At 38.2% G+C, this 14,406-nt stretch carries 9 protein-coding genes; 5 read left to right on the plus strand and 4 right to left on the minus strand.

All coding sequences use genetic code 11. The annotated features are described in order from the left end of the window. Positions 1-14: 14 nt before the first annotated feature. A complete protein-coding gene (locus HXT47_RS05690; protein ID WP_410299554.1) occupies positions 15-1,322 on the minus strand; it encodes an ABC transporter ATP-binding protein in 1,308 nt (435 codons plus the stop codon). A gap of 54 nt (positions 1,323-1,376) precedes the next feature. Beyond that, positions 1,377-2,213 carry an ABC transporter permease gene (locus HXT47_RS05695; protein WP_004107518.1) on the minus strand — a complete coding sequence of 279 codons (837 nt, stop codon included), beginning with the start codon at positions 2,211-2,213 and terminating at the stop codon, positions 1,377-1,379. A gap of 104 nt (positions 2,214-2,317) precedes the next feature. Here HXT47_RS05695 and HXT47_RS05700 point away from each other — a divergent pair, with 104 nt between their 5' ends. From HXT47_RS05700 to HXT47_RS05710, 3 genes are all read left to right on the plus strand, one after another. Beyond that, positions 2,318-4,633: a glycosyltransferase family 2 protein gene (locus HXT47_RS05700; RefSeq protein WP_032842560.1), complete on the plus strand. Its 2,316-nt coding sequence runs from the start codon at positions 2,318-2,320 to the stop codon at positions 4,631-4,633. A 63-nt stretch (positions 4,634-4,696) separates the two neighbouring features. After that, on the plus strand, positions 4,697-5,677 hold the full coding sequence (locus tag HXT47_RS05705; protein WP_032842561.1) for a glycosyltransferase: 981 nt from the start codon (positions 4,697-4,699) through the stop codon (positions 5,675-5,677). A 296-nt stretch (positions 5,678-5,973) separates the two neighbouring features. Further along, positions 5,974-7,398: a glycosyltransferase family 39 protein gene (locus tag HXT47_RS05710; protein WP_410295790.1), complete on the plus strand. Its 1,425-nt coding sequence runs from the start codon at positions 5,974-5,976 to the stop codon at positions 7,396-7,398. Here the strand turns inward: HXT47_RS05710 and HXT47_RS05715 are convergent. Beyond that, the gene (locus HXT47_RS05715) at positions 7,333-8,298 is read right to left on the minus strand and encodes a DMT family transporter (protein ID WP_032842562.1); all 966 of its coding nucleotides are present in this window, start codon (positions 8,296-8,298) and stop codon (positions 7,333-7,335) included. The genes HXT47_RS05710 and HXT47_RS05715 overlap by 66 nt on opposite strands. Before the next feature lie 98 nt (positions 8,299-8,396). Beyond that, complete coding sequence (locus HXT47_RS05720) at positions 8,397-10,193, minus strand: phosphotransferase (RefSeq protein ID WP_004107503.1); 1,797 nt, start codon at positions 10,191-10,193, stop codon at positions 8,397-8,399. A 316-nt stretch (positions 10,194-10,509) separates the two neighbouring features. On the opposite strand from HXT47_RS05720, the gene HXT47_RS05725 reads away from it, so the two are divergent. Beyond that, complete coding sequence (locus HXT47_RS05725) at positions 10,510-11,640, plus strand: LicD family protein (RefSeq protein WP_004107500.1); 1,131 nt, start codon at positions 10,510-10,512, stop codon at positions 11,638-11,640. Positions 11,641-11,899: 259 nt separating this feature from the next. Then, positions 11,900-14,101 carry a hypothetical protein gene (locus tag HXT47_RS05730; RefSeq protein WP_410297326.1) on the plus strand — a complete coding sequence of 734 codons (2,202 nt, stop codon included), beginning with the start codon at positions 11,900-11,902 and terminating at the stop codon, positions 14,099-14,101. The last annotated feature ends 305 nt before the right edge of the window (positions 14,102-14,406 follow it).

The raw sequence follows: 14,406 nt of genomic DNA on the forward strand, positions 1-14,406 counted from the left end.
TACCGGCAAATGTTTCACGAAACTTGCTTAATCGTCATAGCACGATCGCTTAGCAAAGCATAATCACGATTGCGACTATCTCTAATCACAAACGTGCAAGCGTTCTCGTCAACAGCCACAGCTAGCAAATCTGTATAATCATCCTCAGTTGGGCTAGGTGTGCGTAAAGAAGTAAACAGCGTAAACTCGCCATTGTTAAACAAATTTAGCGGCATTTCAAAATACACTGTTTGATGCCCACGCTTTTGCATTTTCAGCACTTTAGAACCAGTATCGTAAGTGATTCCACCACGTCGAACGTCATGCAAAGCGATCGCCAAATAGAAGTCACCCGGCTCGTCATACTGATACTCAACAGCAAAACGGAAAGTATCGCTACTTTTGTAAATCTTGTCTTCCAAAGCATACGTCCTAAGCAACGGGCACTTTGCATTCAAACCTTGAGCATACTGACCCTTGCCCAGCTTTTCGCCAAGCTTATTTTGCTTTTCGCGTTCAGCTTCGATATTTGCCAAAGTATATTGATCTGCCACGGACTCAGTATTGCCAATCGCAGCAACTTCACCATCACTGATCATCATCGCACGTGTGCAATAGCGTTTAACAGCATTCATATCATGCGTAACAAGAATAACTGTTTTAGTAGGATCTTTTCGAATTTCAGTAAAGAAAGAATCGCACTTGCGCTGGAAAGCTTCGTCACCAACAGCCAAAACTTCATCAAGAACTAAAATATCTCCTTGCGCTTTAATTGCCACAGAAAAAGCCAAGCGAACTTGCATACCAGAAGAATAATTCTTTAACTTTTGATCCATAAAATCTTCAAGCTCAGCAAATTCCACAATATCGTCGTACATTGCGTCGATTTCTGCGCGAGTGAAGCCAAGTAAAGCTCCGTTAAGATACACGTTTTCACGGCCGGTAAGTTCCGGATTAAATCCAACACCAAGCTCAATAAACGGCACAAGCTTGCCTTTTACTTTTACACTTCCAGTATTCGGGTAATAGATTTGCGAAATGATTTTTAGTAGCGTTGATTTTCCGCCACCGTTTCGACCGACGATTCCGAAGAATTCACCGCGATGCACTTGAAAGCTTATGTCTTTAAGAACGTTCTGAATTTTATAGCCTTTAATACCTTTTGTAAGATTTATAAACGCTTGCTTTAGACCAGTTGCTTGCTCTGTTGGTAGTTTAAAATACTTGCCTACATGATTGACTGATAGAACAATATCGTCGTCGCTTGCTTCCGCTTCTCGCGCTACATCCGCTTCAGCTTCTCGCGTTGCCGTCACTTCCGCTTCTTCCTGTAATGTATTCATAAATTCCACTTCCCCGTCATAACTGTCGTAAAATTTTCGCAATTTTCAACATCGTCACATAACTTCTACGAAAAGACGACTGTTTCTTCTAAATAGATAAACTCCCAGCCACACTATGAGCACAGTAAGTAAAAGTGGCACACAAGACATCCAAGAGAATCCAAATTCACTCCACACAGTTGGTTGCGTATCTGGAGCCAACATATTGTGACGCATATCTTGAATGCATTGTGCTATAGGATTAAGCAGCTCAAGCTTTGCTAGTGCCGCAAAAATACCACCTTTATTAATCACATAGCTAAGCGGATAAATAATTGGCATGCCGTAAAACAGTAGCTGTTGAACCACTTCCCAAATATGCAAAATATCGCGGAAAAACACGTACATAGTAGACATTATTAACGCCATACCAATTGCAATCGCGTAAATCTGCACCAAACTTATTGGCAACAGAACCACTCTCCAAGTAAAATGCACCCCTCCAATAATTGCAAAAATAAGCACAACTACTAAGTTGATTAAGAAGCTTATTAAAGAACCAACTGTTGCCGAAACCACCACAATGTAGTTTGGAAAATGAATTTTGCGCAACAAATCGCCACGATCTACAAGCGAGCGCAAACCGATCGAAGTTGATTCTTGCACAAACTGCCATGCACTAATACCCAGTAATAACACCACAGGATAAGTCGGTGTGCCATCTGTCATTCGCAAAAACTTGCCAAAAATAAGATACATCACACAAAACATCATCAACGGCTTCAACGCCGACCATGCTACGCCTAAGAAGGAGCCTTGATAGCGCAGCTTAAAATCGGTTTTTACTAAACCACGAAGTACGATATTTGCATAAGCGTACTTGTTTCGACAACGAGTTATGAGATTTTTCACGTTCCCTATAATATCAGTTATATTGTAATTGAATGTGCTTAATCAAATATGATACGAATACACGCAAGTGCTACACATAAGACATTTATGCTAACATCGTACGTATGCCGAAAGTATCGATTATCGTTCCAATTTATAATGTTGAAGCCTTTTTACCAGAATGTTTAGAGTCTATCCAAAATCAAACTTTTACTGATTGGGAATGTTTAATGTTTTCAGATGGGAGCAAAGACGGTTCCATCGATATTATGAAATCTTTTGCTGAAAAAGATAGTCGCTTTGTTGTTATTGAAAAAGAAAACGAGGGCTATGGAGCCACTTGCAATCGCGGTTTGGAGCGTGCTCAAGGCGAGTGGATTAGCATTGTTGAGCCGGATGATTTCATCGATCCGCACATGTATGAGCGTCTTTTAAGCAATACAGATCTTACGAATGAAAAGATCGATATTATTAAAGGCGGATACTGGCTTTTTTACGATGGAAAAGATGGATATAAGGATGCAGTAGACACGCCAAACTTGTGCTATTTTATGCCTAAACACAGGTCTATTTTTAGCTTGAATGAATTTGCTGAGCCTTTCTACCATCATCCTTCTATTTGGTCCGCTATTTACCGCAAAGATTTTCTTAACGGAGATAACAAAAATAATGAAACCATACGTTTTAAGCCGATTCCTGGAGCAGGTTGGACTGATAATCCTTTCTTTGCGCAAACTATGGTTTTAGCAAATAAAATCTGCTGGAATCCTGGAAAGTACTACTATTATCGTCAAACTAATCCTGGCGCTTCTAGTTTATTGAAGGATTTTCATCTTCCGTTTGACCGTTTGCGTGATATGCGCGAGTTTCTCAGTAAGCAGAATATTTCACGCGAAGTTTTACAAGCTTTTTATTCACGCGAATTTGATTACGTTAATTCGTTAATTACTGAGTTTGGTTTTGACGATAAGAATCCGGAAATACGCAAGCTTATTCGCGAAGTTTTTAGTTCTATGGATTCAAAAGAAGTTTTCCTTATGGCTTCACGTTTAAGGCCAGAGTTTATGGATTACTACATGGATTTCTTAGGATCCTCGTACGAAGTTAAAGCACACAAAGCAGAATCTAATCCTGAGCTTTCTCTTGTTATTTTTACGCATAATGCTCATTCTTGGATTGTTGATTCTCTTAAAGCTTGCACTTCTATAAGCAATATTTCTTGCGAATTTATTATTGTAGACTCTCATTCTTTGGACAGCACTCTTAATATTGCTAACAGATTTACAGATAAAGATAAACGCTTTACAATTCTGCAAAATGACAATTTATATACTGTAAAAGATATGCTCTCTAAAGCGGTTGATTACGCTCATGGAGAATACACTATTTTTATGCCTTCAAGCTATATAATCAACGAAAACGTGCTTAGAGCCGCTTTAGATAATATGCTTAAATGCTCTAACAATAAAAATAAGATCATTGATCTTGAGTTCTTTAACAATAAGAGTTTGCATAGCGATTATCTAATTGATTGTTCCATTAAAAATGATATTAAACATAATATTGATCTTTCTGAAGAAAGCTTTATTAGACCTGTAAATAATGATGACACACTGCAAGATACTTATTACGGATCTTACGCTCCTAAAGATATTGCAGAGCTTCTAATAAACAGTTGCTACAACTATGGCTGGCAGAAAGTATGGAGAACTGAATTTCTGAAATCTGCTCACATTGAAGCTGGAGTTAACGATACTCCTGCAACTCTTATGACTTTTAGCACTCGCGCAGCATTAGCAGCTCAAAATATTATATATTGCGATTTGGCTAAATCATACGAAAATGCTTATGGCAGGTTCAGCATTGGAGCTGGAGAAGGATTCGAAAATCTTAATACTAAAACAATTCCAGAAAACTTCTGGCTTTCAATAGAGCATCATACTTCATTCAACGAAGCACCACTTGAAGTTGATTCGGTGTTAGAGGTTGGAAAATGGCTTGAAAGCAAAGGGCTTCTGGAAACATACAATCAGGGATACGCAAATGCTCTTGTGGAAAGCTTCGTTCACGATTGCCATACGCGAGTAACTGCTGAATCGTTAGCAAGCATCGTTCAAGATAAGTTAAAAGAAGTATTAGAGGCTCTAAATTACGAAAGAAGTTCACACAACTTACCAACGTATTTTTACGATGAAAAAGCTTATAACGAATTCCAAAAGTTGCAGCTTAACGCCACTTCTCGCACTTTGTGGCTAAAAGAGCGCATGCTTGATTTTGAGCGCAAAAGCGAATTATGCGAGCAGGAAATTAGTAATATTCGCACTTCTGCACGCTATGTTATTGGCGAAAAAATCGTAAAAACAGCGAAGAAAATAGCCTTCCCGTCTATTATTGCAAAATTGCAGAAAAAGATACGCCTCATGAGAAGAGATAATAAATAATTTAGATTCTCGTAATATACTATACTGTTTGTTGTAGGTAAATCTGTTGGAGATCGTTAGATTATGAATACTTCGTTAAACAATGAGCGTAAAAGTGTTCCAATTTTATACATTGTTGTACCTTGTTTTAACGAGGAAGAAGGCATTTCTAAAACCGCCGAAGTCCTCCAAGCGAAGATGAATTATCTTATGAATCAAAAACTCATTCACTCTTACAGCAAGGTGATTTTTGTAGATGACGGTTCTAAAGATTCAACATGGAATTTAATTGCTTCTTTTAATCGCAAGAACCCTTCACTTTTTGGCGGAGTAAAGCTTGCGCATAACCGCGGTCACCAAAATGCGCTCTACGCAGGGCTTATGTACGCTCGCAAGCAAGGTTGCGACGCTGCTATTTCTATGGATTCTGATTTACAAGATGACGTAAATGCAGTAGACGAAATGCTTAAGAAGTTTGTTGAAGAACATTGTGAGGTTGTTTACGGAGTTCGTTCTTCACGCAAAAAAGACACTTGGTTTAAGCGCAATACAGCTTTGGCTTTTTACAAGGTTTTTGCTTCAATGGGTGCGGAAGTTGTGCCAAATCATGCGGATTATCGCCTAATGAGCGCAATTGCTTTGGATGCTCTTTCCGAATACAGTGAAGTCAACTTATTCTTGCGCGGAATTGTGCCAATGCTTGGATTTAAAACTGGCAAAGTTTATTACGAGCGTGGAGTAAGAACTGCTGGAGTTTCAAAATACCCTTTGCGGAAAATGATTTCTTTCGCTTTAGAGGGTATTACTTCATTCTCCGTTAAGCCGCTTAAATTAGTCACGTATATGGGATTGCTTTCTATTGTTATTGGTTTTGCAATGTTCATATACGTAATTGTGTCTTTATTTACCAATCACACTGCTGTTGGTTGGTCATCGCTTATGTGCTCAATATGGTTTATTGGCGGATTCCTTATGATTTCTATGGGCATACTGGGAAGCTATATTGGCAAAATTTATTTGGAATCTAAGCATCGTCCACGCTACTATATTGAGAAATCTTTGTAAATACAGTCTTTGTAAATATATTTTTATAAATACAATTTCGTGAAGGCACTTTATAAAAGCAATTTTTAAAGAGAGGTTCAAAAAGTATGATTGAGCGTTTTCAGCATGTAAGCGTAATGCTCGGGCGCTTTTTTAGCAATGCTATTGTATGGTGTTCAGCTGTATTTTTCAGCGCGTTAGCATTACTGAGTTTAATTCTTTCTGCTCATCTTTTCCCCGGAGAATACAGACTTGAGTTTTTATGGTTTCAGTCGCCATTTGTACTCATTTTAAGTGCTTTATTATTCTTTATTTTCGTGTTTTTAAAGAAACGGCATGTTTTTGATAAAATCCGTATTCGATATTTTGCTGCAGCAGTTTTTGCTTATGTACTTGTATTGGGATTTTTGTGGATAAAAGTTACTCGTGCTTGGCCTGAATGGGATCCTGCTTATATGTTTAGCGCGGCGCAATATTATGCGGATCCTAATCGAAAACCTATAAATTGTGCTACTGATACGTCAGAATTATCGTGGATTATTTGCCCGGGCGGTTACTTCACTAGATTCCCATTCCAATTCCCTCTTCTTTCTCTTATGCGATTTTTGGTAATCGTCTTTGGCTCTAACGCGTACCTTGCTTTTGAAGTATTGAACGTGTTATGCGCTGCTGTTACTGGAATTCTTATTGCATACTACGTAAATTTGTTGTTCCGTAATAAGAATGTAACTATTCTTTCTTTGCTTTTGTATGCAGCTTTTTTGCCTATGATTTTTTACGCGACTTTTGCGTATGGCAATACTGTTTGCTTACCGTTTGTTTTTGGCGCGCTCATTTTTCATGCTAAAAATATTAAAAGTGGAAGTTGGCTTAATGCGGTTCAGTCGCTGATTTGCATGTTCTTTGCTATATTGCTTAAGTCAACTATGGCTTATTGCTTGATTGGCATGATTGTCGTGTGGATTGTGTCGGCTTTGCGCTCTAAAAAGTGGGAACACGCTGTTTGCGTATTGCTTGCCATTGTGTTCTTTGCTTTAAGTAATGTTGCTGTGGCAAGTTCAGCTAATTCTTTCGGGCATAATGCAAAAGATGGTTTACCTTCTACTGTTTGGCTTGCAATGGCAACAGATCCGTCTCGTAACATAGGTCCAAATAATCCTGGATGGTATAACGGATATCCTACGAGCTTTGACGTTAAAACGTATAACAAAGATAACATTAAAAAGGAATCTACAGCATTATTACGTGATAATCTTAAGCATTTCGCAAATAATCCTGGCGATGCTTTTAGTTTTGTCACTAAAAAATTTGCTGGAGAATGGCTTGAGCCAACTTATGAATCTTTGCTTGCAAGTAGCTGGAAGTGGAATGGTCCAAATAGACCAGTTTTGCTTGATCGCAAAATGAATCCTGTTTTAAGATCGCTTTATTCTGGAAAGCTTAATATTATTACATTTACTTTCTTAGACGCTCTTCAATTTATGCTTGTTGCTTTTACCGCACTATTCTTATGCGTAGCTCTACGAAAGAAGAAGCTGATTTCTTGCGAATATTTTACTCCGCTTGTTATTGTCTTAGGAATGGCTGTTTTGTATCTTGTTTGGGAAGCACAGTCGCAATATATTTTGCCAGCATACTTGCTTATGATTCCATTTGCTGCTCGAGGTTTTGATATGCTACTTTCGCGCTACGAAAATCGTGCTGCAAATAATAGTAATGCAGCAAACCCAAGCAATAATTGATGGCATTGTTTGGTAAATTATGGAAGATGCAATCATTCCCCATGCAGCGTATGTGACGTTTGCTGCCATTGCGCGAGAGGCTCCTACTTGTGCAATTCCGCGATAATAGCTTAAATACGAGCTTGTGCCTAGTAAACCTATTGCAATTATCATTGATATAGTTGCTAAAAGCTTAGAGGACGCAAATATGCTACTCGCTGAAATATTGGCTGTGAAGCATAGCATTAACGCGATTATCGTGTAAGAAATAGCAGATACTGTTTCTCGAATGTGTAAGATTATTTCGTCGTCTACGCTTTGCTTTCTAGCGGCCCAAGCGCATACTACAGCTTCGCTTCCCCAGCCGATTACGCTTAAAAATGCTCCAGCTAACCCTAATAGTGTGTTTGTAATGTTTGCAGAGCTTAGTGTATTTTGCGCATCAGAGCATGAATAATATCCAAGTACTCCTACTGCTATAAGAGCTAAAGTAAAAGCTGCGTATTTTTTTACACTTAAACGTTCTTTTAGCACGATTGCGGAAAGAACTGCTCCAAAAGCAGGGTATAGTGAGGAAATCGCTGCAGCATATCCAGCTCCTATATTGCTTGCTGCTAAAACATATCCGCTCATGCCAATAGGCCCGCCAAGTAAGGATCCGATGATAATAGGCGTGAGAATTTTTGGCTTTTTTAGTATTTCAAAAGTTTTATTCCACTTTTTTCTAACACTTATATAAGTCCATATGAGTATTGCGCATACAATATCGTGAAGTAATGCGCCAATAATTCCTGTGAAGATTACTAGAGCAGTGTTACTTTCGTATGATGCGTTATTTGTAAATACGAATGATGCAGTTAAAAGAGCTAGAAGAGCTGTATCAACTCCCCATAAAAGTCCACTTAGAAACGAATATTTCATAAATACCTACTTGCTTGTTAGAAGATGTTTGTGATTTGTTTCTGCTTGTTTATATGCTGCTTATTTAGCTTTCACTTGTTTGTTATTAGTTTGTCGATTTATTTATTATTTTCATAAGCTTTTAAAGCTTCGTTAATATATCGTTTCGCATAGCTGTAATACGTGTACATGCAAGTTCCTATATTTTCGCCTTCTGCTTGTTTAACAAGTGACCACAAATGCCAGCACCATCCTGCAAATCCTATATAAGCCAATAAATGACGCTTTTCTTGCGTAGATGGAGTATGCGCTAAATAAATAGGCATTGCTTCGCTTATTTCGGTGTTATTGAATTCGTCTGAAACACATAAAGTACCAAAATCTTGAGCGTAATCAGACATTCCAGCATATTCCCAATCGATAAGATGATAGCGATTGTTTTGATCTATTAGAATATTTGCGCCTAGTATGTCATTATGGCAAAGGCAAGTATGCGAGCCGTCTTGAGTAATTACAAAGTTATGAAGCTCGTCAGCTAAAACACTTAGGTCGATGATTTTTGGCGGTATTTCTACATTTCTATCATTAAGTTCTTTCATATAGCGCTGAGATTCTGCGTAAAAATCAAAGTTGCGATGCACGCTTTCGTTACTTTCATGCAAAGAACGAACTAATTTCAAGCTTTCCTGTAATTGGTTAGGATCGTGCATATTTGCAATATGGCAATCTGGCAAAAATCGTGAAATCTTCCAACCTTCTTTAGCGTCTGCTGTAATAAAAGTGCCATCTAAACCAAGTTTTTGAGCCAATTGCAAAGCTTCAGCTTCAGCTTGTCTGTTAATAAGCACGTCTGTTCCAATGCCAGGATGCCTATAAACGTATTCGCTATTGTCAACCGAAAAATGGCAAGATAAATTAGTAAGACCTTTTTTAAGCGGATAAACGTTATGAATATCGGATTTTTTGCAGTTAAGTGTTTGAGTGATATGGTCAAAAATTGCGCTATCAATATTTTCTAGGAAAAGTGGATCAAATTCGCGTAGCTCATCAATAGAATCAAATTCGTGAATAATTGGCGTATCGTACTTGCGTATTTGCATGTCGAGTTCGTCAATGTGTTCAATAAAAATATCTTCCCAAAGTTTTCCTGCAGTTTGTGGCAAATCGTATTCTTCACGAAGAATTTGCATAAATCGTTTAGAAAATGCTTCGTCAAAATATACGTGACCAATCATGTACCAAGCGTTACTTCCGCCAATCGTGACTTTTGTAATGCGATCATGCGCTCCGCAAGTCATGCACCATTCTTTAGTGTATCCTTGCTGGAATTGCGCGGAATAATAAGCTTTCCAAACGTATTTTTCAAATGGATTTTCGTCGAAATAATTGTCGGATGAGCAAATATAAGTGTTCGATAACTGGTTTGCTACTGCCATAATTGAACTGTTGTTATTGCGCGTGCTGTACTCGCTATTGGGCACGATTTTTACGTTAAAAGCGTCTTCTAAGTAGAAAAATTGCTCTTGCTTGTAGCCAACAACAATTGTTATATCGTTAATCCCAGCTTCGTTAAGTTGCTTGATTTGGCGTTCAATAAGAACCTCTCCTCGAACTTTGATTAGTCCTTTAGGTATCTCGTATGAAATAGGAGAAAATCTTGAAGAAAAGCCTGCTGCCATAATAATAGCGTTGCGTACTTTATATGGTTCAAGAGATTTCATGCCTTCTTCAGTGATGCGCAATTCATTTGTTGTTTCAATAAGATTTTTATTTTCTGCGCTTTTTATTGCTGAATTAACAGTTCCGAGTGAAATTCCTGATTGCGAGGCTATGTCTCGCTGGCTTAATTGCGCACTTCTGTTTTTGTTATTTAATAGCGTTGTAAGAAGCTTAAATTCGTTGTGATTGATAGCCATGCGAGCCTCGCTTGTGTTGGTATTTTGTTCATTATACAACAAGCGTTCAAAAATAGCTATTAAATTTTTATTTTGAACAACGCACAGTTAAAGCGACCAAAACTGCACAAGCATGTAAAGAAAAAGCCGTTTTACAACCAAAATCCGACCGAAACTGCGCAAGCATGTAAAGTTTATGTCGCTTTTTAGCGAAAATCCGACCAAAACTTTACAGACGCGTAAAGAATAGGTCGCTTGCAAGCAACAAAACGTATATAATGAGTAACCATATGACTTTTGCTAGTAAAAGTGAGAGAAAGCAACAGAAGGTGTAAGTATGGCGTCTGTATTTCGTAAGCTAATGCGCAAATTTATTGAGCATTGTCCTTCATCAAAACGTTCAATAAAAGATCTTAGAGCGCAAGTTAGCGATTTACAGAACAGCATAGATCGCATGCAATGCGTGTTAGACGAGCAATTGCCACGCATTCTTGAAAACCAACGCAATATGCACGTTGACATACTTACGAATCGAGAGCACGCTTCTCTCTTAGCTTGGGCAAACTATCGCAATGACAACGAAAGCGATTTTGATGCTCGCAAGCGTTTTTACTATAGTCTTCCTCAGGCAACTGGTTCAGTGCGACTTATTCAACGCGGTTGCGCTTCGCTTTTAAATGAATTTGCAACGTTTGCTAAAGAATATAATTTGCAATATTGGGCTGATTTTGGTACTTTGCTTGGCACTATTCGCCATCGCGGATTTATTCCTTGGGATGACGATACAGATTTAGGAATGATGCGAAGCGATGTAGATAGGCTTCTTGAATTGCTTAAAAAAGATGAAAAGTTGTCTAAACGCTATCGCGCAGTGCTTATATTTGACCCTTACGTTTTCTGCAGGCAGCTTAGATTGCGATACAAAAATTCTGAAGACCCCAGCTTCATTGATATTTTCTTCTACGATTACATGCCTAAATACGATGAGCATACTAAGAAAAGGTTTATTGAAATTCGTGAAGAATTAAAAAAAGATTTGAAATCTAAACCTTTTTATAATAAATGGCACGCAAACGGATACTTGGAAGATGGCGAAGAGTTTAGTGGCGAAATAGAAAATACTTTCACCAAATATCAAAATATTGCAAAAAGTGAAAATATTATTGCAGATGACGTTACTAGCAACGAGTGCAATATTATTTACGGGCTTGATAACGTCGATTCTGAATTAATATACACATCGCAATATGAGGATATATTCCCGCTTAGGCAAGAAGAATTTGAAAAATTCGCAATTTTAGTACCTAATAAAGCAGAAAAAATTCTCTTCAATTATTATGGGAATATTTATCAGCTTCCTTCAGATATGGTTTCGCACTTGCAGCATGTAAGCCGTGAGTTGCTTAATAACAAACATACTATTGAAGCAATTGAGCAAGATATTGAAACTAACCCTTATATGCACTGATCATGCTTAAGCTCTGAAATTTAATAAGTATATACATTACATTCATTGTCATTGATCGTAAAATACATAAAGCGGTAAGTATTCGCGCTACTTGCCATGCGTTTGCAATATACTTGCTTTAAAAGTAACAGATTTGAGAACCGATACGCACAATAATGTGGGGTAAATAGTGGCAGCAATAGCGACAAAAAGCGAAATGCATGAAAACAGCACAAACGAAAAAAGTACGCGCATAATGCAGAGTTTTCTACTAAAAATAATGACATCTATACAAAATATGCAAAACTTTTTAAAAACCCACGCATTATTGCGCAAAATATTACCCTTTATAACAATATTTGTAATTACTGGACTTGTTACTATTTTCTTCTTCAGTAATCTATATCTTTCCTATAGTTCTAAAAATTATGCAGAAAAACAACTTGCTCTAGTTAACGCATCAATACCAGACTCCAGCAGCTATAATGCGCAAACAGGCAAAAAAGAAACTAAAGATCAAGCTCATATAGTTGGAAATACAATAAATATTCCAACTTCTGGATCAGATGTAATATTAAGCGACATCAACTCCGCTACTAAAGCTATAAAAATTGAGTTAGAGCAAACAAAACCAGTAACACTAGTTACAGGAACTGTTGAGATCGAAGACTTCGGCATAGCTCCAAACGCGTACACTCTAGCAGACTCTTTCCAAATGTCTACAGGAAAACACAACACTAGAACACTTCGATTTGAAAGCCACGGAGACGCTTATAAAGTTCGCTTACACTTCAACCAAACAGGAGCTCCTTTTACACTCAAAGCTGTAACAGTAAATCCGCCTTTTGCGCTGCACATAAACTTTGGAATGTGGGCAATACTTTTCGTTGCAAGCTCACTTATATTCTTGGTATACAAGAAAAAGTGGTATTTGCTTAACTACGACCGCCACAATCTTGCACAAAATATAGTTTTTTGGGCAGTATGCGCAATGCTTATGGGATTCTCGCTCTACCTGTGCTTTGTTGTATATCACGGCCACGGCATACGAGTGCCATTCCCGTCTGACTTATACGATCGCGTCAACGGAAATCCGTACACTGAGCAGCTTAAAGCTTGGAAATCAAACTCTTTGGCTCTGCTGCAGCAGCCACCTAAAGAATTAGTAGAATCCGCAAACCCGTTTAGTTGGGGTCAACGCATGGACTTGGGTTCTAAAGGAGTATCCATACCTTGGGATGTGGTATTCCACAACAATCATTACTACTGCTACTTTGGCATAGTACCATTCCTGCTCACTTACTTGCCTTTTAATCTGCTCTTCCCACATGCAGTTCCTTCCGCAATATTAGTTGTTACAATATTTGCAGTTGCGATTATTCCGTCTATGTTCGCGCTTCTTAGAGAAGTTGTTGAATTCTTTGCAATACGTACCAATTACTGCCTGTTTTTGCTTTCTGCAGCAGCCTTCCCATTTGGATGCTTAATCTTCTACTTGCAATCTTCAGCATCCCTTTACTATATGCCTCTGCTTAGCGCAATACTGTTCGGGATCTTATTCGTATACGCTTCTCTTAAAGCTGTGCGACTTCACGCAACTCATCCGCGCGCTGGATACACGCTTTTTGCGCTCGCTGGCATAAGTCTTGCTTTACAGTGTGGATCAAGGCCAAACGCGTGCATTCCAGTTGTTGCTTTTATAGCACCGCTGTTTATTGCGCTATTATTTGACGCGAAACGAAGTATTGCAAATCGCGTTGCTGCGGCTTCAAGCTTCCTTGTTCCTGCAATCGTAGGTGTAGCTGGAATATTAGCTTATAACTACTTGCGTTTTAAGTCTTTCTTTAATTTTGGCAATGAAGAGCAACTTACTAATTTCGATTTGCGATTTAATAGTAAATCTTTTGACCCTACTAAGATTCGCGATATTTTCCTTAATTATTTCTTAAAACCTTTTAATATTTCGGAAAATTTCCCATATATCTCTATACCTTGGGCAAATAATCAAGGTTATGGAAATTCTTTCTACACGCATATGATTTTCGGTCTTATGATGATTCCACTCTTCTGGTGGATGTTTACATTAAGACGTAAGTTTATGCAAAAAATTGAGTATATTATGACAGTCGTTGGATTAGTAGCATCCTTCTTGCTGCTGTACCTTAACTACTGTTTAGGCGGCAATTTGTACCGCTACTATTGCGATTCGATTATTATATTCATTTTGATTGCAATAATGAGTATGCTTCACAGAGTTAAGCCTTATAGCAAAGATATTGATATTACTTGTGAAAAAGATTGTGCAATTGCTGAGCAATCGTCTTTGCGTTTGTATATTCCAGCTGTGCTTTGTGCAGCGGTAACTATTGTAATAGTTGGTTTATTAGTATTCAGTAATCATACTGAGCCGTCTGCAGATATACAAAACGTAAACCCTGATTTATTCCTTAAGTGGAGTGATTTATTTACGATTGGTCGCTGATTTGCGCGACGACCTGCCGTAGCGCTTAAAGCGTAGCGCGCGAAGGCGACTCGGAGCGTGAGCTTGCGTTGAAAGCACGGTGTGCTTTCAACGCAAGCTCAGCAGCAAGTACACGCAAAGTGTACGAGCGCTATAAGCGCAAACACAAATTTTCCAGCCTCGTCAAAACCGAAAAATTAAATCAGTTACAAAACTCATAGACGATACTAAAGAATATCGAAAATAAAACTCGCGCAACATGAAACAAAATGTAAAATAAACTATATAAAAAATGGCCAGCATGCTGTTGAGCACACCGGCCACTT

Source organism: Gardnerella sp. DNF01205, assembly GCF_049244135.1.
In the GTDB taxonomy this organism is placed as follows: domain Bacteria; phylum Actinomycetota; class Actinomycetes; order Actinomycetales; family Bifidobacteriaceae; genus Bifidobacterium; species Bifidobacterium leopoldii.